This is a genomic window from Streptomyces radicis (genome assembly GCF_003626575.1).
In the GTDB taxonomy this organism is placed as follows: domain Bacteria; phylum Actinomycetota; class Actinomycetes; order Streptomycetales; family Streptomycetaceae; genus Streptomyces; species Streptomyces radicis.
The window spans coordinates 41,606-62,136 of record NZ_RBDY01000038.1 but is presented as its reverse complement, the minus strand read 5'-3'; the positions used below and the strand labels follow the sequence as shown (position 1 = coordinate 62,136).

The window sequence follows — 20,531 nt, the reverse complement described above, 5'->3', positions numbered from 1 at the left end:
ACGGCCCGATGAACTCCCACTCGTCGTCCGTCAGTTGCACTCGCGTCACGCAAGAAGATCTACCGGTCCAGGCCCCACCGTGAGGGAGAATCCCGCAGATTGATCACGACTCGATACGCTCCCTAGCCGAGCGCGCCGTTCGGCACGGCACCGTTCGGACCGGCGCCGTTCACCGCCGCACCGTTCGGCACCGCACCGTTCACCGCCGACCCCTTCACGGCTGGAGCCACCACGGGCTCGCGTAGGCGACGCCCCAGTCGTTGCACGGGTGACCGTCGGGTCCCGGCGTCCCGTTGGCCTGCGCGGGATCGGAGACGCGCAGCACGACCCACGCGCCGTCCTCCACGTCGAGCGGGACGGTGAACTCCGTGATCCTCCCCGCCTGCGTCTCGATCACGTCCACGACGGTCGGCGCGTCGCCGCCTGGCCGCAGCACCTGGATGTTCAGCGGCTTGCCCACCCAGTCGGGGCCCCGGTCCACGTCCACCACGAACGGCACGTCCCCGGCGGCCAGCGGCAGCGTCCCGCCCATGCGCACGCCCCCCGCGGTCGCGTCGAGGCGCAGCCCCGAGAGGCGCGTGGCGAAGAAGCGCCGGGCGCGCATCGCCTCGAACACGCCCTGCCGCGTGTTCTCGGTGACCCACAGGCCGCTGCGGCCCTTGCCCTCGGGGAAGCCCCAGTCCGTGCCGTGCTCGTCGGTCACGCCGCTGAGCCCGGTGCGCCAGCCCGCGTCGAGGCACGCGGCCAGCGGCGACCTGCGCCCGTCGGACCAGCCCTCGAAGAGGTAGTCGTCGGTGCGGTTGAACATCTCGAGGCCGACCACCTGCTCGTGCGCCGCCGGGTCGTGCGCGAAGTCGTCGAACCGCAGGATCTCGCGCCCCGGGTGGTTGAAGCTCGCGATCGCCTGACGCGCGCCCAGCCAGTCGAAGAAGCCGCCCATCGAGCTCGCGCCGAGCAGGTCCACCCAGTCCTCGGTGAACCACACGTTGGCGTGCCCGAGCAGCGGATGCGACCACTCGAAGCCGCGGATGGCGGTGTAACGCCCCGGGTCGTCGGCCGCGTCGGCGAGCTCGCCGGTGCGCGACCACTCGGCGGAGCTGAGCCCTTCGATCGAGAAGAGCGTGCTGTGGTCCGTGAGCGCGGCCACGTCGAGGCCCGCGTCCCGCATCGAGGCGAACGCGAGCGCCGGGTCGCCGTCGCCGTCGGACATCACGGTGTGGTTGTGCATGTCGGCGTGGACCAGGGTGGTGGCCAGCGGGTCGTACAGCCGCGAGGCGCGCGAGGCACCGGCCGTCGCGGCCGCGGTCCTGGTGGGGGCCGCCTGCGCGCCGCCGGTCGCCGCGGCGGCGATCAGCAGCCCGCCCGCGGCGCCGAGCATCGCCCGGCGGCTCGGTCCTTCGGCGGGGGTGTGGGGGTGCGGATGCGAATGTCTGCCCATGTCAGGGCACTCCAGCATTCTGACAAGAACACGCCAAGAACCCCTCGCCACCCGCACCTGAACACCCCTCGGCCCCCACGCGTCGGGAACGGCCGCCCAGGCGCCGGTCGTTGCCCACCGGGTAGCGTGTCCGTCCCATGGACGGGGCGTACACGGCCGAAGAGCCGATCGGGTCGAATGAGTTGAGCGGGCTGGACAAGCGGCCGATGGACCTGGCCGCCTACGAGCGGCGCGTGCGGAGCGGGCCCTGCTTCCTGTGCGCGATGGCCGCCGATGACCCCGCCTACCGCCGCGAGCACGAGGTGATCCACGAGGACGCCGAGCACATGGTGTTCCTCGCGCGGTGGGCCACGCTGCCCGGCACGTTGCTCGTCGCCCCGAAGGCGCACGTCGAGGGCGTGGTGCGCGACCTGGACGAGGCCGCCTACGCCCGGCTGACGCTGCTCGTGCGGCGCGCGGCGCTCGCGCTCGAGACCGTGCTGCGGCCCGAGCGGACGTATCTGCTGTCGCTCGGCGCCCAGCAGGGCAACGCCCATGTGCACTGGCACGTCGCGGGCCTGCCGCCCGGCGTCCCCTATGAGCAGCAGCAGTACCACGCCCTCATGGCCGAGAACGGCGTGCTCGAGCCCACGCGCGAGGAGAAGGCCGCGCTGGCCGACCGCCTCAGGGCCGCGTTCCCCGGTCCCTAGCCCTGCGAAGCCGATCGGTCAGCTCCCGAAGGAGCAACGCTCGAACCCTCGGACGGAAGCTCAACACCGCCGAGCCCAGCGCGTTCCCAGCGCGTTCACCCGCCCCCGCAGCCGCGCGGGCAGCACCGGGTCGACCTCGGCGCCGCCGCCTGCCACCGGGTGCCGCCGTCCGCCACCGGACGGCCGATCCTGACCGGGCGGCCGCCCTCACCAGTCGCGCCAGCGGTCCGTTATCTCGTGGCGGCCCAGGCCGCGCCTGGCCGCGAGCGTCGCCACATCGAGGCCGTGCCGGGTCAGCACCCCGTCGATGTACGCGCACAACTCCTCGCGCTCCTCCGTCTCGTAGGCGGCCTCCCCGAACTCCTCATTCACCTGGTTCAGCGCGCGGACCACCCGCTCCACCGCCTCGAACACCCGCGCGTCCGACGGCTCCCTCAGCTCCGCCACCTCCGCCTCGAACGCCGCGAGCACGGCGTCCGTGGCCGTCAGCATCGGCTCGGGGAACAGCTCGACCGCCCACGCGCACGACGGGTCCACCGTGCCCGCCGCCAACCCCCTGGCCTCATCGGCCACTCGCTCCCGCCACCGCTCGGACGGCTTGACCAACATCATGGGACAGAAGGTAACTCCCGCGACTGACAAACGTGCCCGGCGCGGGGAGCGGAAGGCGACACCTGGCATTGACGCCGACGTCAAGGCGTACCGTCGTGGGCGACCCGAGGGAGGCCCGATGAGGATCGGAGAGCTGGCCGACCTGGCCGGAACGACCACGCGCGCGCTGCGCCACTACGAGGCGCTCGGCCTGCTCACCGCGGGCCGCGACGCCAAGGGGCACCGCACCTACGGAGCGGACGACGTGCGGCTGCTGCGACAGATCCGCGCGCTCCAGGAGTTCGGCTTCGGCCTCGAGGAGACCCGCCCCTTCGTCGAGTGCCTGCGCGCGGGCAACCCCACGGGCGACACCTGTCCCGCGTCCCTCGCGGCCTACCGCCACAAGCTCGCCGAGCTGAACGCGTTGATCGGCGACCTGACCGCGGTGCGGGACATCGTTCAACAGCGCCTCGCCGCCGCGGAGGCAGAAGTGGAGAGACCCGCCCATGCGCCCGAGCTCACCCCGCCCGGTGAACGCCGCCCCTGCCACCGTGCCCGCGGTCACCGATGACACCTTCGCCGCCGAGGTCCTCGCCTCCCCGCTCCCCGTCCTGGTCGACTTCACCGCCGCCTGGTGCCCGCCCTGCCGCATGATCGCCCCCGTCCTGGCGGAGATCGCGGCGGAACGGGAGGGGTGGCTGCGGATCGTCACCCTCGACGTCGACCACAACCCCCGCACCACCGCCGCCTACGCCGTGCTCTCCACCCCGACCCTGATCCTGTTCCGCGACGGCGCCCCCGTCATGTCGCTGACCGGCGCCCGCCCCAAGCGCCGCCTGCTCGCCGAGCTGGCCGACGGCCTGGGGGAGTAGCGGGGGGCCCTTGTCAGTGGCCGGGAGTTGTCAGCGGCAGGGGAGTTGTCAGTGGCCGGGAGTAGGGTCCGGGCACATGGGATACGACACCAGCTTCCACCCCGTTGACCTGCGGCTCGTCGAGGAAAGACTGCTGCCGTTCGTCGCTGGGCACGGGGACGACGACGCCCTCGACGACCTGATCGCCCGCGCGGTCGGGATCCGCAGGACGCGTTTCCGCGCCAAGCAGTGGGCGCTCGGCGCGCTGGAGGCGAAGGTCGACGCCCTCGAGTCCGATGTGCACGTCTGGGGCCGCCCGTTCCTCGTCGCGGGCGACGACCCGGAGCAGGTCGCCGACGCCGTCCAGCGGTATCTGGCCACGCCCGCCGACGGCGTCGACGCCCTCGCCCGCGAGATGCTCGCCCGCGTCGACCCGGCCCTGCCCGGCCGGGTCACCCCCGACGAGGGCGGCGGCGCGCTGCCTGGCGACGCGGAGCTCGGCCGCTCGCTCTCGTGGCGCATACGCGTCGTGCGCGCCCTCGCCATCGGGCTGCGCGCGGGGCGGGAGACCGCTCCCGACCCCGACAGCCCGTCGCAGCGGCACGAGGTCGACATGCTCGGCCGCGAAGTGGCGTTCACCCTCCTTGACTTCGCCTCCGAGCTGACCCCCGGCTGGATGTCCCGCGGCCTGACCTGGCCCACCCACCTCCTCGCCCAGGCCGACCTGCCGCGCGGCGCCTTCATACGCCCGGCCGCGCTGCACCGGCCGCTGCGGGAGGAGTTCCCCGACCTGGAGTGGCTCGAGGAGGAGACGATCATCCACAACGACATGGTCGGCGGCTATGTCCCACCCGAGGCCGTCCCCGCCACCCGCGCCCATCTGACGGCCCACCGCGACGCCCTGATCGCCCCCGCGGCGAACGACGGCTGGGAGGAGTACTGCGCGCTGAACCTCACGAAGATCGACGAGGCCCTGACCCTGGCCGCCCGCCTGGGCTTCGGGTTCTGCGAGGCGACGGAGATATACAGCGGCTTCTCCGGCACGCTCAACTGACCGGTGTGTGGTTGGGTGGCACCTGCTCGAACCACTGCTCGTGAAGGTGCGTGATCGCATGTCCCGCGTTGCTGTCACCGGGGGGAGCGGCAAGCTCGGCCGCGCTGTCGTCAAGGAGTTGCTCGACCACGGCTGGGACGTGGTCATCCTCGACCGGGTCGCCCCGGCCGAGCGGCTCTGCCCGTTCGTCCGCGTCGACCTCACCGACTACGGCCAGACCGTCGGCGCGCTGACCGGCGTCGACGACCGCTACGACCGCGTGGACGCCGTGGCCCACCTCGCCGCCGTGCCCGCGCCCGGGCTCGTGCCCAACACCGCCGTGTTCGGCAACAACATCCTGGCCACCCACCACGTCTTCTCCGCCGCCCGCGTCGCCGGCATCCGGAACATCGTGTGGGCGTCCAGCGAAACGGTCCTCGGCCTGCCCTTCGACACGCCCCCGCCCTACCTCCCGGTCGACGAGGAGTACCCGGGCCGCCCCGAGAGCAACTACTCGCTGGCCAAGCACCTGGAGGAGCACCTCGCCGACCAGCTCTGCCGCTGGGACCCTGAGTTGAAGATGATCGGCCTGCGGTTCTCCAACGTGATGGAGGTGGCCGACTACGCCGCCTTCCCCGCGTTCGACGCCGACCCCCGCCTGCGCCGCTGGAACCTCTGGTCGTACATCGACGCGCGGGACGGCGCCCAGGCCGTGCGGAAGGGCCTGGAGTACGAGGGCACCGGACGTGAGGTCTTCGTCATCGCCAGCCCCGACACGGTGATGTCCACCCCGTCCACCGAGCTGGCCGCCGCCGAGTTCCCCGGCGTCGAGATCCGCGGCACGCTGGGCACCCACGAGTCCCTGATGTCGACGGCGAAGGCCCGCCGCGTCCTCGGCTACGCCCCGACCCACACATGGCGCGCCCACGTGGACGACGCGACGGCCTGAGCCCCGGCCCCCTGCCCACCGGCGGCCCACCGGCCCACCGGCCCGATCGAGGGTGCCCGGGGCGATACCGACGGGCGATGGGGAATCATGGAAGGCATCGCGTCCGGAGGGGGGACGAGGTGGGGAAGCCGCCCGCGCGGAATCTGGTCTCGGGCCACGTGCGCAACGTCGTCCAGGCCGATCAGATCCATGGTTCGATCCACTTCTCCGACCGGCTCCGCGGCGCCGCGCGGGAGCGGTCCCGGCGATCAGCCGAGTCGGTGTCAGCGGCCGACGCGCTGGCGGACGCGGTGGCGAAGGAGTGGGACGACGCCGTGCGCGACCGACGGCTCTATCCCTCGGTCGACGTGCGTTGGAGCTGGCGCCGCCGCCCGGCGCGAGGCCCCGCAGTCGGCGCCCCCTTCGAGCCGTTACCCTTCGCCGACCTGCCCGCGAGGCCCACCTGGGAGAAGGGCGGAGGGCTCGCCGATCTCCTCCCCGTCTTCGCCGACCTGCGCTCCGGCCGCCTTGTCGTCCTCGGCGACGAGGGAAGCGGCAAGTCCACTGCCGCCATCCTGACCGTGCGCCAAGCGCTCGCCGAACGTCGCAAGTTGACCGATCCCGACCGGCGCCTGAGCTTCCCCGTGCCGGTCCTGCTGTCCTTCACAGGGTGGGAGCGTGACCGTCGGCATCTGAACGACTGGCTGGTCGGGCAGTTGGAGACGCGATACCCGTTCCTTCGCCGCCGCGCTTTCGGGCGTGAGGCGGCCCGCCGGTTGGTCGACGACGGCAGGATCGCGCTCTTCCTGGACGGATTCGACGAGATGGCGCCCGAGCTGGGCAAGGCAGCCCTGGAGGCGATCGACCGAAGCGCGACGTACCGGGTGGCGATCTTCTCCCGTACCGAGAAGTTCGAGGCCATCCGCGCCGGACATCTGCGGGGAGCCGCGGAGCTGGGCATGCTGCCGGTGCGCCCCGAGGACGCGGTCGCCTATCTCAGCCACTGCCACGGCGGCCAAGGCCCCGAGCCATGGAAACGGCTGCTCTCCCACCTGGCCGAAGCGCCCCACGGCGATCTCGCCCGAGCCCTCGACTCGCCGCTGATGGTGGCGTTGGTCTGCGAGTCCTTCCCCGACCCCACCGTTCCCGACCTGCTCACCCGTGGCCGATTCACCGGGCGTGAGCGCGTCCTTGACGATCTGCTGAGACGGCGAGTGGACATGGCGTACCGGCCGCGCCCTGGCCCGTCCCTCGTGCGGCACGAATCGGCGAAGGCACGACGCTGGCTGAGCCACATGGCCGCGGAGATGACGCGGCGGGGCACCTACAGCCTGGACTGGCGGCGCCTGCACTGGTGGACGTCGCCACTTCCCCGCATCGCCGTCGTCGCGGCCATCGGCGCGTGCGTCTCCGCGCCATGCGGCGCGTTGATCTTCGGCCCGGGCGACTACAGGGCCATGGGCCACACCGGTCCTGGCTTCGGCGCCGGGTACGTGGGAGCGCTCGGCCTGGTGTTCGGCCTGCTGGTGGCAGCCGCGTCCGAGTCCCGCGACCCCCGCTCCGCCCGGCTCGGACGCTTCCTCACCCGCGGCACACCGCGACGGAGAACCAACCCGGTGGTGGGACTGCTGATCGGCCTCGCGGTGGCGATCGCGGTCGGCAACCAGAGCCTCTACCCCTGGGGCCTCGCGGCCGGGCTCGCGGTCGGCACCCTGGCCGCGTTCGACGCCGCGCGCGTCCACCCCGACCCCGGCAGGACGGTGTGGTCGCGGCTCAGGGCCCTGTGTTCGCGCGTCGCGCTGCGCACCGGATGCGCGGCGGGCATGGCGATCGGCCTCGCGTACGGGTTCACCAAGCACCTCGGCTACGGCCTCACGGCGGGGATCGTCGGCGGGTTCGCGTTCGGGGCCATCGTCGGGGCCGCCCGGCTCTCCCTCCGCGCGAGCACACCCGCGGACCCCGGCACCTCGTGGACCCGTGATCTGCGGAGCTCCATCGCGTTCGGCGCGGTGGCCGGGCTCTGCCTCGGGCTGGCCTTCGGCTACGGCAACGCCCGTGTCGCCGGCTGGGAGGCGGGAGTCATCTCGGCCATCGGCCACGCGATCCCCATCGGCCTCGCCAGCATGACCGCCGTGTCCGACACCGTGCGGACCATCCTGGTCTTCTTCCAACTGCGTGCCCGCGGCCTCTTCCCGATCCGGGGGATGCGCTTCCTCAGGGACGCCCACGAGCGTGGCATCCTCCGCGCGGAGGGAACCACCTACCAGTTCCGCCATGCCCGCCTCCAGGACCGGCTGGCGGCGGACGACGCGGACTGACGCACCGCGCGAACGGAGCTGGCCCGTCCGGCCGTTCAGGCCGTCCCGTCGTTCAAGCCGTCCCGTCGTTCAGGTGGGCGAGCGCGGTGATGATGCGCTCGGCGGTGTCCTCGGGCCAGGGAAAGGCGACGCTGATGGCCCGTTGGTGGGCGAATCCGTGCAGCCCCAGCCACAGCGCGATCGCGTCGCGTGACAGGTCGGTGCTGGTCGCCTGTCCCGCGGCGACGCAGTCGCCCAAGGCCTCGCTGACGATCGAGAGGCTCGCCGTGCCGAGCCCGGTCAGGTCCTCCTCCGATCCCGACCCGGCGAGCGACCGAGCGCAGCGTGATGGCGCGTTCGTCCCCGGCCTCGTCGAACACCGCCGCCTCACCACCCGGTGAGCCCTCCGTGTCAGGGCCAGACGTTGGCCCGTTCCCTGAAGTCCTCGGGGTCGGTCTCCACGGGCAGCACACACAGCAGGTGACCGCCGGGTGCGCGAAGCACCTGGCACTCCTGCCACCGCGAGACACGTTCGGCGCCCAACGCGACCAGCCGCTCGGTCTCCGCCTCGAGGTCGTCGGTCTCGATGTCCAGGTGCATCCGGGGCGCGTCGTCGACCGCCTGCACGGCGGCGACAAGACCCGGCAGGGCCTGATGAAGCGTGGTGAACTGCGGCTCCGGGGCAAACGTTTCGGCCCTGACCCCCAGAGCCGCCGACCAGAAGGCGACCGACCGCTCGGCCTCGGCCTCGGGCGCGTCGATGAGAACGGCGTACACACGGCTCCTGTGCATGCCAGGCAACCTACCCGGACACGTCGCCTTCCATGGCTGGCGGGTCGGCCCGCATCGCGCGCGCCGCGGCGTCCAGATAGCCGATGAGGTCGTCGACGAGCTGTTCCGGGCTCGCATGGCCCTTGCCGTCCGACGCGAGGTGCCCGGCGGAGGCGAGGTCGGCCGCTCCGTGGGCGAGGGCCCGCACGAGCGAGGCCAGCCGAACGGGATCGCCCGCGGGAAGGGCACCCGCCTCCTGCGCGGCGGAGACGATGCCGGTCAACAGGTCCTGGGCCGCTTCCGCGGCGACCCCGAGCTCCGCCGAGCCGACCGACCACCTGCCGAACACCAGCTTGAAGCGCGCCGGATGGTCGCGCGCCCAGGCGATGTACACGTGCATCGCCGCGCGGAGCAGGGCCCGCGGCGAACGCGTGCGCTCCGCGGCGGCCGCCAGCAGCGCGGCCTGGCGTTCCAGCTCGCGGGCGGCGACCGCGGCGAGGAGCACCTCCTTGCTGGCGAAGTGCTTGTACGGGGCGTTGTGCGAGACCCCGGTCCTGCGGCCGACCTCGCGCAGCGTCACCGACTCGACACCCCCCTCGTCGAGCAGCGCGGCAGCCGTGTCGACCAACGCCTCGCGCGTGCCTGATGCCATGAGGCCATGCTAAGCGCGGTTGACGTTGTCAACCTCCTCCCTTAGGTTGACAACGTCAACCTAAGGGAGGCATCGATCATGCGACAGCAGAACCCCGTGCGGCAGCGGGCGGTGGTCACGGGCGCGACCAGCGGCATCGGCGAGGCGATCGTCCGCCGCCTCGCGGAGGGCGGCGCGACCGTCGTGATGGTCGGCCGCAGCGAGGAACGGCTCGACCAGGCCAGGCAACGCGTCCACGCCGCCGTCCCGCACGCCGACCTGACAACGGAACGCGCGGATCTCTCGCTCCTCAGCGACGTCCGCGCTCTGGCCAAGCGCCTCGACGAGCAGGAGCCGCCGACCATCGTGATCAGCAACGCGGCCGTCATCGCGCCCGTGGCGGAGGTCACTTCGGAAGGTCTCCAGCGGATCCTGGTCACCAACCACCTCGCCCCGTACCTGCTGCTGCGCTCGCTCGTCGCGACGGTCGGCGAGCGGCCCGCGAGGTTCGTCGTCGTGGGAGCCTCGCCGAGCGTGCTCACCAGGGCGCCGGTGGACCTCGACGACCTGTCGTGCACGACGGGCCGCGGCCTCGGCCCCATCCCGAGCTTCCGGCCGTTCGTCAGCTACGGCCGGACCAAGAACATGAACGCGATGTTCGTCTACGCCCTCGCCGAGCGCCTTGCGGGCACGCGCATCACCGTCAACGGCGTTCATCCGGGCATCATCAAGGGCACGCGGCTCGGCCTTGACGCCCAGCGGGGTACGTTGCGGCTCATGACCCTCGCGGTCCGCCCCTTCTCCGGCAGCCTGGAGGCCGGAGCCGACACCCCCGTCTGGCTGGCGACCTCCCCCGAGGTCGAGGACGTGAGCGGCCGCTTCTTCGTCAAGCGCGCCCAGGTCGCCACCGCCCCCCACACCACCGACCCGGCCCGCCTCGACCGCCTGTGGGAGGAGAGCGCCCACCTCACAGGGCTCCCGACGGGCCTGTGACGGGTGAACCTCCGTTCCACCGTTGCCCGCGAGAAGGAGCCGGGCGCGGCTCCCCTTGGCTTTTCCTCGCCGCCGCGGCGGGTCAGCGGCACGTGGGAGCCGCTTACCGTTGCCGCATGGAAACGATTGACGGCCTTTCCGGTGTTGTTCTGGTGACCCGTGGCGGAACGACTGTCCTGCGGGCCGCCGCCGGTGCCGCGAACGCCGACACCGGGACGGCGTGTACGCCGGACACCCGGTTCCAGATCGCCTCGGTGAGCAAGCAGTTCACCGCCGCGGCGGCGATGCTCCTGGTCGAGGAGGGAGAGATCGGCCTCGACGAGCCGATCTCCCGGCGGCTGGCCGACTGCCCCGAGCGCTGGCGCGGGCTGACCCTGCATCAACTCCTCACCCACACCTCGGCCATCGGCCACTGGAGCGACCTCCCGGGCTTCGACGTCGACCGGCCGGGCGACACCCGCGACATCCTCGACCGGTTCTCGAGCCTGCCGCTGCGCGGCACACCCGGCAGCACCTGGCACTACAGCTCGCCCGGGTACCTGCTGACGGGGTGGATCATCGAGCGGGTCAGCGGGCAGGGCTACGCCGACTTCCTCACCGAGCGGGTCCTGCGGCCCCTCGGCATGACGTCGACGAGTGTCGGCGAGGCCCCGTCCGAGGGGGCGGCTCACGGCTACCGGCGCGGTCGACGCGTGGACGCGCCGGAGTTCGCCGCCCTACCGGGGCCCGGCGACCTCTGGTCGACGGTCGACGACCTGGCCCTGTACACCGCCGCCTTCAACGCCGGGCATCTCCTCACCACCCGCTCGCGCGAGACGATGATCGCCCCGCACGTGCCCATGGACGGCGCGATGGCCGCGAGCGGCTGCGGCTACGGATACTTCCTCGGCACACTCGCCGGCCACCCGGCACGCTTCCACGCCGGCGACAACCCGGGATACCAGTCCTTCCTCGCCTGGCTGCCCCACCTCGACACGACGGTCGCGCTCCTGTGCAACGACGAGGAGACCGACATCGAAGCCCTCCTGCGCCAGCTCATACCAGCGGCGATGCACGGCTGACGCCCGCGCCCCGAGTGACACCCCGCACGCGGCCGCCGAGCCATCCAGCCCGGGGCCAACGCCGCGCGGGCCGAGGACCGTGGCGGTCGCGGTACTTCCCGCTGTACGGCATGGCCCGCTCGGGCAGGGGGGCGTCAACGCTCGACGTCGGGGGAGGGCTCGATGACGTCAGCCCAGACACGGCCGCTCCAGGGGTTCCCGCCGACTCCCAGATGTGCTGCGACGACATCGTTGAGCGACTTCGCACGATCGATGTCGACGGTGTCTTCGAGCCACCACAGAGAGTCGCACTCGACGCAGAGCAGGAAGGAGGACACACCGTTGGACGTGAAGCGATACGACCGCAGCCACTCCTGCCCGCAACACGGGCAGACCAGTCGTGATGACACACCACCCACGCTACCGGGGTGCCGCACAGCCCTTCCCGCCCTTTCCCCCGAGCGGCAGGCCCGGGCAGGCACGTCGACGACGCAGCGGCAGCACTGGCGAACGTCCGACCGGCTCAACGGACCGGGGACCGGCGGCTGACCCCACCCACACAAAAGCCCCCGCCGACCGGAGTCAGCGGGGGCTCACAAGGTGCCAGGCGGTGGACCTGAGGGGATTTGAACCCCTGACCCCCTCGTTGCGAACGAGATGCGCTACCAGGCTGCGCTACAGGCCCTTGCGACTGACGAAACTGTAGCACCCGGTGCGCCGCGGGCCGAAATCTGTTCCCGTCACTCCCCCGCGGCCCTGCGGCGGTCCTCCTCGGCGTACTGGTCGAAGAGTGGCGTGCGCTGTGGGGCCTTCGGGTCGGCGCGCGGGGTGGGCGGGGCGGGGGGGCCGCCCGCGGTGGTGGAGCGGGCCGCGCTCCACGTGTCCGGGGCGTCCAGGTCCACGCCGCGGGTGGTGCGGGGGGCGACGGGGGCGCTCACATATGTCGGGAGCGGCACCGGGGCCGGGTCCCAGCTCTCCGGCTCCTCCGTGACCGCGGCCGGGGCGCGGCGGCGCTCGTGGTCGACCCACTCCGCGTGGTCGGTCTGCTCGACGATCCGCGCCGATGGCTGCTCAGGAACGGCCGACGCGCTCTTCTGTGTGCGCTCGCGCAGGCGGCGGGCGGCCTCCTCGGCGCGGCGGCGGTCGAGGGCCACGGCGTAGCGGCGGCGCTCCTGGCGGCGGACGTGCACCACGTACGCGATGAGCAGCGCCGCGGGGATCGCGGGGAGCCACAGGAAGCCGGGTCCCGTGGAGAGTGTGAAGATCCCGCCCAGCGTGAACGCCAGCAGGAGCGCCATGGTGGTGCGCCGACGGCGCACAAGGACCTTGGTGCGCGGGGTACGGAGGTTCGGGGTGGCGGCGGGCTTCGGCGCGGTGACGGGCTTGGCGAACGCGCGGACATCGGCGCTCGGCCGCCCGGCCCCGCCCTCGTCGACGCCGGGGTCGCCCGGCGTGCTGTCGTCGTGCTCGTCGCGGGGCGCGTCGAGGTCGTCCTGGGCGGTGGCCTCGGCCTCCTGCGCGCGTCTGCCGCGCGTCAGCAGGCGGATGGCCGTGCTGAAGCGCTCCGTCGGGCGGGCCTCGTTGAGCTCGTCCTGTCGGCGGAGCCACATCGGCACGAGATAGGCGGCCCAGGCCCCGACGATGACTGCGAAGATGAGGCCACTGCTGCTCACGCTGACACCGTAGAGGGATCCGCGTGAGTCCATCTGCCAAATTGGGCGGTGTGTCGCACGATCAGGCCGTCATCCCGGGTATTTCTTCGTATTGTTATCTAAAATCGAACACGCATTTTATTTCTGGGCGGCGTTGTCCCTGACCCAGCGGGCCAGCAGCCCCTGCGGGACCTCCTCCGCCGTCAGCGCGAAGACGAGGTGGTCGCGCCACGCGCCGTCGATATGGAGATAACGCGGGCGCACACCCTCTTCACGGAATCCCAGTTTCTCCACGACGCGGCGGCTCGGGCCGTTCTCCGGGCGAATGCAGATCTCCACGCGGTGCAGCCCGAGGGCGCCGAAACAGTGGTCCGTCGCCAGCGCCACCGCCGTCGGGATCAGGCCGCGCCCGGCCACCGCGCGGTCGACCCAGTATCCGATGTGCGCCGAGCACATCGAGCCCCAGGTGATCCCCGCCACCGTCAACTGCCCCACCAGGCGCCCCCGGTGCTCCACCACGAACGGCAGCATCCGGCCCGCCTGCGCCTCGCCCCGCAGGTGCCGCACCATCTGCCGGAACGTCGGCCTGCGCGCCGCCAGATGACCGGCGGGCGGCGGGGGGATGGTGGCCTCCCAGGGGCGCAGCCAGTCGCGATTGCGCTGGTTGACCTCGCGCCAGGCGCGGTGGTCGCGCTGCCTGATGGGGCGGAGCGTGACCTCGCCGTACCCCAGCTCCACGGACCACGGGTGCGCGTTCACGGCCGGTGATCGCCGCCGTTCATCTGGTCAACGGCGTGCCGCAGGAGCGGGCGCAGCACCGCGAGGCCGTCCTTCACGCCGCCGGTGGAGCCCGGCAGGTTGACGATCAGGGTGCGGCCGGCGACCCCGGCGAGTCCCCGTGAGAGGGCGGCCGTCGGCACCTTGGCCAGGCCCGCCGCGCGGATCGCCTCGGCGATGCCCGGGATCTCGAAGTCCAGGACGCGGCGCGTCATCTCGGGCGTGCGGTCGGTCGGCGAGATGCCGGTGCCGCCGGTGGTCAGCACCACGTCGTAGCCCTCCTGGAGCGCCGCGCGCAGCGCCTTCTCGACGGGCTCGCCGTCGGGGACCACGCGCGGCCCGTCGGCCGCGAAGCCCAACTCCCCGAGCGCGGCGACGAGAAGAGGCCCCGTGGTGTCGGCGTAGACGCCCGACGAGGCTCGGTTGGACGCGGTGATCGCCAGGCCGCGGTACGGGGGAGGGCCGCTCATGAGGAACGGCTCCAGTCCCCCGACCTGCCGCCCGACTTCTCCTCGACCCGCACCTCCGTGATGACGGCGGCCTTGTCGACCGCCTTCACCATGTCCACGACCGTCAACGCGGCCACGCCGACCGCCGTCAGCGCCTCCATCTCGACCCCGGTGCGCCCGGTGGTCCGCACCGTCGCGGCGATCTCGACGGCGTCGTCGGCGACGTTCAGGTCCACCGTGACGCCGGTGATCTCCAGGGGGTGGCAGAGCGGGACCAGCTCGGGCGTCCGCTTGGCGCCCATGATCCCGGCGATGCGCGCGGTCGCGAGCACGTCGCCCTTGGGCAGCCCCTCGCCGCGCAGCAGCGCGACCACGCGGGGGGCGACCAGGACCCGGCCGGTGGCTCTCGCGGTGCGGGCGGTGATGTCCTTGCCCGACACATCGACCATCCGGGCGGCGCCGGAGTCGTCGAGATGTGTGAGGTGCGGGGTGCTGCTCATGAGCAGTAACGGTACCCCTCGCTCAGCCCAGCAGCACCACCGTCAGGACGGCCCCTGGCTCGGCCGCGGTGGCCGCCTCGGGGATCTCGATCAACGCGTCGGCGCGGGCGAGCGACGCCACCAGGTACGAGCCGGAGCCGCCGACCGGCGCGACGGTGCCCTCCTCGGCGGAGTAGGTGCCGCGCAGGTACTGGCGGCGCCCCGGCGGCGAGGTCAGCGGCGCCTCGCACACCAGGCGCGCGGTGACCCGTGGCCGGTCGAGCGCCTCGGGCGCGTGCCCCGCGAGGGCGCGCAGCGCCGGGCGCACGAACAGCTCGAACGAGACGTACGCGCTCACGGGGTTGCCCGGCAGGCCGAGGAGCGGGACGCGGTCGGGGCCGAGCAGGCCGAACGCCTGGGGCTTGCCCGGCTGCATGGCCACCCGGCGGAAGTCCACCTCGCCGGCGAGTGCCTCCTTGACCACGTCGAACGCGCCGACGCTCACGCCGCCGCTGGTGACCACGAGGTCGGCGCGCACCAACTGCTCGTCGAGGGCGGCGCGCAGCGAGGGCGCGTCGTCGGCGACGGCCGCGACCCTGTAGGCCACCGCCCCGGCGGCCTGGGCGGCCGAGGTGAGCATGAACCCGTTCGAATCATGGATCTGGCCTGGGCCGAGTGGCCGCCCAGGGGCGGTCAGCTCGCTGCCGGTCGAGAGGACGACGACCCGGGGGCGCGGGCGGACGAGCGCGGTGGCGTGGCCGAGGGCGGCGAGCAGGCCGAGTTGGGGAGGGCCGATGACCGTGCCCGCGGTGAGCGCGATGGCGCCGGTGGCCGCGTCGCTGCCGCGGCCGTTGATGAAGGCGCGGGCCGGTGCGCCGCGGTGGACGCGCACCTCGGGGCCGTGCTCGCGCCGCCCGTTCATGCCGGTGGCGGGCCCGCCTCCCGTGCCGCCGTCGGTCCACTCGACGGGGACGACGGCCTGCGCGCCCGGGGGGATCGGCGCGCCGGTCATGATGCGCGCCGCCTCGCCGGGGCCGACGGTGGGCAACGTGTCGCTCCCCGCCGCGATGTCGCCGACGACGCGGAGCACCGCGGGGTACTCATCGGTGGCCGTCTCGACGTCGGCGGTGCGCACGGCGTAGCCGTCCATGGAGCTGTTGTCGAACGGCGGGAGCGGGGCGGTGACCACCACGTCGTCCACCAGGACGCAGCCCGCGGCGTCAAGGAGCGGCAGCTCGATGGGCTCGAGGGGGCGCATGGCCCCGAGGATGTCGTCGCGGTGCTCCTCAACCGACCAGGTGTCATTCAACGTGCGGCATCTCCTCGCTGACGTACTGCCGCAGCCAGGAGCGGAACTCCGGGCCGAGGTCGGGGCGTTCACAGGCCAGCCTGACGATGGACCGCAGATAGTCGGCGCGGTCGCCGGTGTCGTAGCGGCGGCCCTTGAAGACCACACCGTAGACCGGAGCGCCCGCCGCGGGGTCGCTCGCCATGGCCTGGAGCGCGTCGGTCAGCTGGATCTCGCCGCCGCGCCCCGGCGGGGTCTTGTCGAGCACCTCGAAGACGCTGGGGTCGAGGACGTAGCGGCCGATGATCGCGAGGTTCGACGGGGCGTCCGCGGGGTCGGGCTTCTCGACCAGACCCGTCACGCGCATGACACCGTCGGCGACGGGGTCGACGGAGGCGGCGCCGTAGAGGTTGATCTGGGAGGGGTCGACCTCCATGAGCGCGATGACGCTGCCGCCGTGCTCGGCCTGGGCCTCGATCATGCGGGTCAGCAGCGGGTCGCGGGGGTCGATCAGGTCGTCGCCGAGGAGGACGGCGAACGGCTGGTCGCCGACGTGCGGCTCGGCGCACATCACGGCGTGGCCCAGGCCCTTGGGGTCACCCTGGCGGACGTAGTGGATGGTGGCCAGGGCCGTGGACTGCTGGACGCGGCGGAGGCGTTCCTCGTCGCCCTTGCGGCGGAGCGCGTCCTCCAACTCGTAGTTCCGGTCGAAGTGGTCCTCGACGGGACGCTTGTTGCGGCCGGTGATCATGAGCACGTCGGTGAGCCCTGCGGCCGTCGCCTCTTCCACCACGTACTGGATCGCGGGTTGGTCGACGACCGGCAGCATCTCCTTGGGGGTGGCCTTCGTGGCGGGCAGAAACCGTGTGCCGAGCCCGGCGGCGGGAATGACAGCCTTGCTGATCCGGGGGCGTGGTGACGTCATGCCGGTCACTTTATCCATCTAGTGTGCGGGCACCGGGCAAGCCAGGGTATGCGCCGTGTTACGGGCGCGTCGGCCCAGGTCGGACGGGCGATCGGGGCCGGGGATCGGGAAGGGAGCGGGCGCGGAACGTGGATGACGTCGCGACATGGAAACGGTCGGTCAGGCGGGATCTGCTCGCGGTGCGGGCGGCGATGGCGGACGACGAGGTGCGGCAGGCGGCCCAGGCGCTGGCGGCGCGCGCCCTCGAACTGCCCGAGCTGGCCGCGTTGATGGGTGGGGGCGCGGGTGAGGGCGAGGGCGGCGGCGGCACGGTCGCCGCGTATGTCTCGGTGGGGAGTGAGCCGGGCACGCTCGCGCTGTTGAACGCGCTGCGCGAGCGGGGCGTGCGCGTCCTGCTTCCGGTGCTTCTCGCCGACGACGACCTGGACTGGGCGGAGTACGAGGGCGCGGGGCGGCTCGTGGAGGCCGAGCACGCCGGGCGCATCCGGCTGTTGCAGCCGAGCGGGCGGCGGCTCGGCCCGGGGGCGGTGACCGAGGCCGCGGTGGTGCTGCTGCCGGGGCTCGCCGTGGACCGGCGCGGGGTGCGGATGGGGCGGGGCGGCGGCAGCTACGACCGGGCGCTGGCGCGCCTGGCCGAGGCGGAGGCGCGGCCCGCGCTCGTCGCCGTCGTCTACGGGCACGAGGTGGTCGACGAGCTGCCGCACGAGCCGCACGACAGGCCGGTGCACGCGGCGCTCACTCCGGAGCGCGTGCACCGGTTCGCGCCGGCGTGAATCACTCCTGCTCGGCCGCCGCCGGGGTGAGCGTCAGGGTGTGCTCGGCGCTCTCCTCGACGGCGTCGCGGCCGTAGGCCCACGGAAGGTACTCGCCGTCCGCCCAGAGGTCGGTCTGGTCGGTGTAGTTGTCGTGGTAGGCGTGGCCCGACGCGCCGGTGAGGTTGATCCACAGCGACTCGTCGAAGTTGTCGAGGCTGACGACCATGCGCATCGAAGGGACCCAGGTGATGTCGTAGCCGCCCGCGGCGTTCCAGCCGCTCGCGTCGACGGCGTCGGCGCCGCCCGAGAGGTTCCAGGGGCCTCGGTTGAGGAGCCACTGGACGGGCCCTGGGCCCTCGGTGCCCAGCGTCTGGTTGTTGAGCATCAGGCGGTGCAGGCGGCCCCAGCTCCAGGTGTCCATGTCCTTGCCCAGCTCGGCCGTCAGCTCGTAGCGGGCGTCGCGCATGGCGCGGGCGAGAAGGTCGTCGCGGTTGTCGACGGCGGGCTGGGTGGTGGTGCCCTGCGCCTGCCACCACACGTTGTCCGGGTCCTCGATGATGCCGCGGACCACCTCGAACCACCGGTCGCCACCGTCCGGTTGCGCGGTGTCGCGGGAACGCTCGCCGCACTCGGTGATCAGCCGCTCGCCGCCGTCGAGGTTCTCCAGGGGCTGGGACTCGTCGGCGGGCGGGACGCGCAGGCACTGGCCCTCGACGCGCAGCTCCTTGGGGAGCTTGTTGCCGAACGCCAGCTGGAGGACGTTGCGCCACACGGCGTTGTAGTAGGCGGCGGCGGCCGAGTCGGCGTCCTGGGTGAAGTCCCAGCCCTCGAGGAGCTGCTGGGCCTCCCTGACGTACTCGTCGCCGATCTCGACGTCGAGCAGGTAGGGGACCAGCGTCTCGGCCATCTCGTTGCTGTTGTCGAGCTGGATGGACTGCATGTCGCCCATCGAGATCTTGCCGCCGTCCTCGATGGTCGCCAGGAGCAGCTCCTCGATGCGCTGGCTGCGCGTGCCGTAGCTCCAGTCCTCCGTCAGCGCGTAGTCGTACGTGTCGGGGTCGACGACGGCCTGGTTGGCGGTGACGATGTAGCCGCGCTCGGGGTTGAACTCGCGGGGCAGCTCGTCCTGCGGGATGAAGTCGACCCAGTCATAGGCCGAGTCCCAGCCGGGGGAGGGGTAGCGCCCTTCGCCCTCGCCCCTGATGGGGATCAGGCCGGGGGCCTGGTAGCCGATGTTGCCCTCGGTGTCGGCGTAGACGAGGTTCTGGGAGGGGACGGCGAAGTCCTGGGCTGCCGCGCGGAACTCATCCCAGTTGGTCGCGGTGTTGAGGGAGAAGACGGCGTTCATCGTGCCGGTCGGCTGGAGCGCGGTCCACGTCAGCGACACGGCGTAGCCCTCGCCGCGGTCGGGCGCCGATGAGTCGACGGGCGCGCTGTCACCCACATCGGCGAATTCCTCGCCGCGATCGGAGATGATCGGGCCGTTCTCGGTCTCACGCACGGTGATCTCGCGCGGCTCGCCGCCCGCGACCGCGATCACCTCGGTGCGCGTGTCATAAGGGATCTGCTCACCGTCGTGCAGATAGTTGCCGTCCTCGAGCTTTTCGAGTCGCAGGTCGCTCACGTCCGCGCCGAGGTTGGTCAGGCCCCAGGAGATGTCCTGGTTGTGGCCGATGATCACGCCGGGCATGCCGGAGAAGGAGAAGCCCGAGACGTCGAACGGGCACTCGGCGCTGACCTCGGAGCAGTGCAGCCCCATCTGGTACCAGATGCCGGGCAACGAGGGCGACAGGTGCGGGTCGTTGGCCAGCAGCGGGGAGCCGGTGGTCGTGTAATCCCCGGACACCACCCAGGAGTTGGAGCCGATGCCGCTGCCGTTGGTGCCCAGCAGGGCGGGGATCTCGTCCAGCGTCTCGGAGACGGACGCCAGCTGCGTCGCGGCGCCGCCGAGCGCGTCGTCGGGGCTCTCGTAGCCGATCTCGCTGCCCACGCCCTCGGGGTCCTCGCCGATCCCGTCCCCGAGCCCCTCGCCCGGCAGGCCCGAGCCCGGGGGGGGCGTTCCGATGCCGTCGCCCTCCAGGCCGTCGGTCCCGTCCGCGTCGTTCTCGGTCACGATCGGTCGGTTCCGGTCGTACGGGTACTCGGGGTAGAGCTGCTCGATCTCCTCGGGGCTGAGCCGTTCGGCCAGCAGGGAGCGGTCGATCTCCTCCTGCATGTTCCCGCGGAGGTCCCAGGCCATCGCCTTGAGCCAGGCCACCGAGTCGACCGGGTCCCACGGCTCGGGCGCGTAGTCGTTGACGAAGCCGAGCGCCGCGTACTCGACGGACAGCTCGGGGCCGTCGCGCTCGGCGAGGTAGGCGTTGACGCCGTCCGCGTAGGCCTGGAGATACGCCTTGGTCTCGTCGGTCAGGAGCGTGTCGTACTCCTCCTGCGCGACCTGGCGCCACCCGAGGGTGCGCAGGAAGGCGTCGGTCTCGACCTGCCCGTCGCCGAACATCTCCGAGAGCCGCCCCGAGGTCATGTGGCGGCGGACGTCCATCTCCCAGAAACGGTCCTGCGCGTGCACGTACCCCTGCGCGAGGAAGAGGTCGTCGGCGCTGTCGGCGTACAGCTGCGGGATGCCGTTGCCGTCCCGGGTGACGGTCACGGGCGCGGACAGGCCCTCGATCGCGATCTCTCCCGAGACCTGCGGAAAGGACGCCCGCACGGTACTCACGCTCCAGTAAGCGCCGTAGCCGATTCCGGCCAGGAGCAGCACGACGAGAGCGATCACGGTCAGACGACCGCGTCGCCTGGGCTTCTTGGCGGGCATCTCTGTCCTTCAGAGGGCAGCTGAGCGGTAGGAAGCAACCATAGACATACGGCCACTGGGGTGAGCCTACGGGGAGTCACACGAGCAGGCCGCTGCGTTCATATGATGGTAAATTCGGTGCAAACGGCGTGA

22 protein-coding genes and 1 tRNA gene are annotated in these 20,531 nt (G+C 72.3%); 9 read left to right on the top strand and 14 right to left on the bottom strand.

What is annotated here, in order from left to right:
• Positions 1 to 214: 214 nt before the first annotated feature.
• Positions 215 to 1,438, bottom strand: a complete 1,224-nt coding sequence (locus tag D7318_RS29220; protein WP_120700248.1) for a CehA/McbA family metallohydrolase — start codon at positions 1,436 to 1,438, stop codon at positions 215 to 217.
• A gap of 137 nt (positions 1,439 to 1,575) precedes the next feature.
• Here D7318_RS29220 and D7318_RS29215 point away from each other — a divergent pair, with 137 nt between their 5' ends.
• On the top strand, positions 1,576 to 2,127 hold the full coding sequence (locus D7318_RS29215) for an HIT family protein (RefSeq protein ID WP_230424198.1): 552 nt from the start codon (positions 1,576 to 1,578) through the stop codon (positions 2,125 to 2,127).
• Positions 2,128 to 2,334: 207 nt separating this feature from the next.
• On the opposite strand, the gene D7318_RS29210 is transcribed toward D7318_RS29215, so the two are convergent.
• Entirely contained in the window at positions 2,335 to 2,739 is a 405-nt protein-coding gene (locus D7318_RS29210; protein ID WP_230424196.1) for a hypothetical protein, read from the bottom strand.
• Positions 2,740 to 2,857: 118 nt separating this feature from the next.
• Here D7318_RS29210 and D7318_RS29205 point away from each other — a divergent pair, with 118 nt between their 5' ends.
• From D7318_RS29205 to D7318_RS29185, 5 genes are all read left to right on the top strand, one after another.
• Complete coding sequence (locus D7318_RS29205) at positions 2,858 to 3,289, top strand: MerR family transcriptional regulator (RefSeq protein ID WP_120700246.1); 432 nt, start codon at positions 2,858 to 2,860, stop codon at positions 3,287 to 3,289.
• Positions 3,225 to 3,590, top strand: a complete 366-nt coding sequence (locus D7318_RS29200) for a thioredoxin family protein (RefSeq protein ID WP_120700245.1) — start codon at positions 3,225 to 3,227, stop codon at positions 3,588 to 3,590. The genes D7318_RS29205 and D7318_RS29200 overlap by 65 nt, the downstream gene beginning before the upstream one ends.
• A 76-nt stretch (positions 3,591 to 3,666) precedes the next feature.
• Complete coding sequence (locus D7318_RS29195; RefSeq protein WP_120700244.1) at positions 3,667 to 4,623, top strand: hypothetical protein; 957 nt, start codon at positions 3,667 to 3,669, stop codon at positions 4,621 to 4,623.
• A gap of 58 nt (positions 4,624 to 4,681) precedes the next feature.
• A complete protein-coding gene (locus D7318_RS29190) occupies positions 4,682 to 5,551 on the top strand; it encodes an NAD-dependent epimerase/dehydratase family protein (RefSeq protein ID WP_120700257.1) in 870 nt (289 codons plus the stop codon).
• Positions 5,552 to 5,670: 119 nt separating this feature from the next.
• On the top strand, positions 5,671 to 7,848 hold the full coding sequence (locus D7318_RS29185) for an NACHT domain-containing protein (protein WP_120700243.1): 2,178 nt from the start codon (positions 5,671 to 5,673) through the stop codon (positions 7,846 to 7,848).
• A gap of 52 nt (positions 7,849 to 7,900) precedes the next feature.
• On the opposite strand, the gene D7318_RS33125 is transcribed toward D7318_RS29185, so the two are convergent.
• Genes D7318_RS33125 through D7318_RS29170 form a run of 3 tightly spaced genes read right to left on the bottom strand, consistent with a single transcriptional unit; the run spans position 7,901 to position 9,250 of the window.
• Positions 7,901 to 8,218 (bottom strand): TetR-like C-terminal domain-containing protein, encoded by a 318-nt coding sequence (locus D7318_RS33125; protein WP_230424203.1) that lies wholly within the window; start codon positions 8,216 to 8,218, stop codon positions 7,901 to 7,903.
• 20 nt (positions 8,219 to 8,238) lie between these two features.
• Complete coding sequence (locus D7318_RS29175; protein WP_120700241.1) at positions 8,239 to 8,619, bottom strand: VOC family protein; 381 nt, start codon at positions 8,617 to 8,619, stop codon at positions 8,239 to 8,241.
• Positions 8,620 to 8,629: 10 nt separating this feature from the next.
• Complete coding sequence (locus D7318_RS29170) at positions 8,630 to 9,250, bottom strand: TetR/AcrR family transcriptional regulator (protein WP_120700240.1); 621 nt, start codon at positions 9,248 to 9,250, stop codon at positions 8,630 to 8,632.
• Positions 9,251 to 9,328: 78 nt separating this feature from the next.
• Between D7318_RS29170 and D7318_RS29165 the strand changes: the two genes are divergently transcribed.
• Both D7318_RS29165 and D7318_RS29160 read left to right on the top strand, forming a co-directional pair.
• Complete coding sequence (locus D7318_RS29165; RefSeq protein ID WP_120700239.1) at positions 9,329 to 10,222, top strand: SDR family NAD(P)-dependent oxidoreductase; 894 nt, start codon at positions 9,329 to 9,331, stop codon at positions 10,220 to 10,222.
• 116 nt (positions 10,223 to 10,338) lie between these two features.
• Positions 10,339 to 11,283, top strand: a complete 945-nt coding sequence (locus tag D7318_RS29160) for a serine hydrolase domain-containing protein (RefSeq protein ID WP_120700238.1) — start codon at positions 10,339 to 10,341, stop codon at positions 11,281 to 11,283.
• A 134-nt stretch (positions 11,284 to 11,417) separates the two neighbouring features.
• Here the strand turns inward: D7318_RS29160 and D7318_RS29155 are convergent, their stop codons facing one another.
• From D7318_RS29155 to galU, 8 genes are all read right to left on the bottom strand, one after another.
• Entirely contained in the window at positions 11,418 to 11,672 is a 255-nt protein-coding gene (locus D7318_RS29155; RefSeq protein ID WP_147437868.1) for a hypothetical protein, read from the bottom strand.
• 201 nt (positions 11,673 to 11,873) lie between these two features.
• Positions 11,874 to 11,947 (bottom strand) — tRNA-Ala (locus D7318_RS29150).
• Positions 11,948 to 12,002: 55 nt separating this feature from the next.
• Complete coding sequence (gene sepX / locus D7318_RS29145; protein WP_120700256.1) at positions 12,003 to 12,935, bottom strand: divisome protein SepX/GlpR; 933 nt, start codon at positions 12,933 to 12,935, stop codon at positions 12,003 to 12,005.
• Between the two features lie 117 nt (positions 12,936 to 13,052).
• Entirely contained in the window at positions 13,053 to 13,673 is a 621-nt protein-coding gene (locus tag D7318_RS29140) for a GNAT family N-acetyltransferase (protein WP_408055553.1), read from the bottom strand.
• Complete coding sequence (locus D7318_RS29135; RefSeq protein WP_120700236.1) at positions 13,670 to 14,161, bottom strand: MogA/MoaB family molybdenum cofactor biosynthesis protein; 492 nt, start codon at positions 14,159 to 14,161, stop codon at positions 13,670 to 13,672. Before D7318_RS29135 ends, D7318_RS29140 begins: the two co-directional genes overlap by 4 nt.
• The gene (gene moaC, locus D7318_RS29130) at positions 14,158 to 14,640 is read right to left on the bottom strand and encodes a cyclic pyranopterin monophosphate synthase MoaC (protein WP_120700235.1); all 483 of its coding nucleotides are present in this window, start codon (positions 14,638 to 14,640) and stop codon (positions 14,158 to 14,160) included. The genes D7318_RS29135 and moaC overlap by 4 nt, the downstream gene beginning before the upstream one ends.
• 22 nt (positions 14,641 to 14,662) lie before the next feature.
• Complete coding sequence (gene glp, locus D7318_RS29125) at positions 14,663 to 15,928, bottom strand: molybdotransferase-like divisome protein Glp (protein WP_120700234.1); 1,266 nt, start codon at positions 15,926 to 15,928, stop codon at positions 14,663 to 14,665.
• Positions 15,921 to 16,832, bottom strand: a complete 912-nt coding sequence (galU, locus tag D7318_RS29120) for a UTP--glucose-1-phosphate uridylyltransferase GalU (RefSeq protein ID WP_113687714.1) — start codon at positions 16,830 to 16,832, stop codon at positions 15,921 to 15,923. The genes glp and galU overlap by 8 nt, the downstream gene beginning before the upstream one ends.
• Positions 16,833 to 16,960: 128 nt before the next feature.
• On the opposite strand from galU, the gene D7318_RS29115 reads away from it, so the two are divergent.
• On the top strand, positions 16,961 to 17,605 hold the full coding sequence (locus tag D7318_RS29115) for a 5-formyltetrahydrofolate cyclo-ligase (RefSeq protein ID WP_268987369.1): 645 nt from the start codon (positions 16,961 to 16,963) through the stop codon (positions 17,603 to 17,605).
• Between the two features lies 1 nt (position 17,606).
• On the opposite strand, the gene D7318_RS29110 is transcribed toward D7318_RS29115, so the two are convergent.
• The gene (locus D7318_RS29110; protein WP_120700233.1) at positions 17,607 to 20,399 is read right to left on the bottom strand and encodes a penicillin acylase family protein; all 2,793 of its coding nucleotides are present in this window, start codon (positions 20,397 to 20,399) and stop codon (positions 17,607 to 17,609) included.
• Between the last annotated feature and the right edge of the window lie 132 nt (positions 20,400 to 20,531).

Coding starts and splice junctions, on each gene's coding strand:
- D7318_RS29220 (WP_120700248.1), bottom strand. CDS start 1,438: ATGGGCAGACATTCGCATCCGCACCCCCACACCCCCGCCGAAGGACCG.
- D7318_RS29215 (WP_230424198.1), top strand. CDS start 1,576: ATGGACGGGGCGTACACGGCCGAAGAGCCGATCGGGTCGAATGAGTTG.
- D7318_RS29210 (WP_230424196.1), bottom strand. CDS start 2,739: ATGATGTTGGTCAAGCCGTCCGAGCGGTGGCGGGAGCGAGTGGCCGAT.
- D7318_RS29205 (WP_120700246.1), top strand. CDS start 2,858: ATGAGGATCGGAGAGCTGGCCGACCTGGCCGGAACGACCACGCGCGCG.
- D7318_RS29200 (WP_120700245.1), top strand. CDS start 3,225: ATGCGCCCGAGCTCACCCCGCCCGGTGAACGCCGCCCCTGCCACCGTG.
- D7318_RS29195 (WP_120700244.1), top strand. CDS start 3,667: ATGGGATACGACACCAGCTTCCACCCCGTTGACCTGCGGCTCGTCGAG.
- D7318_RS29190 (WP_120700257.1), top strand. CDS start 4,682: ATGTCCCGCGTTGCTGTCACCGGGGGGAGCGGCAAGCTCGGCCGCGCT.
- D7318_RS29175 (WP_120700241.1), bottom strand. CDS start 8,619: ATGCACAGGAGCCGTGTGTACGCCGTTCTCATCGACGCGCCCGAGGCC.
- D7318_RS29170 (WP_120700240.1), bottom strand. CDS start 9,250: ATGGCATCAGGCACGCGCGAGGCGTTGGTCGACACGGCTGCCGCGCTG.
- D7318_RS29165 (WP_120700239.1), top strand. CDS start 9,329: ATGCGACAGCAGAACCCCGTGCGGCAGCGGGCGGTGGTCACGGGCGCG.
- D7318_RS29160 (WP_120700238.1), top strand. CDS start 10,339: ATGGAAACGATTGACGGCCTTTCCGGTGTTGTTCTGGTGACCCGTGGC.
- D7318_RS29135 (WP_120700236.1), bottom strand. CDS start 14,161: ATGAGCGGCCCTCCCCCGTACCGCGGCCTGGCGATCACCGCGTCCAAC.
- moaC (WP_120700235.1), bottom strand. CDS start 14,640: ATGAGCAGCACCCCGCACCTCACACATCTCGACGACTCCGGCGCCGCC.
- galU (WP_113687714.1), bottom strand. CDS start 16,832: ATGACGTCACCACGCCCCCGGATCAGCAAGGCTGTCATTCCCGCCGCC.
- D7318_RS29110 (WP_120700233.1), bottom strand. CDS start 20,399: ATGCCCGCCAAGAAGCCCAGGCGACGCGGTCGTCTGACCGTGATCGCT.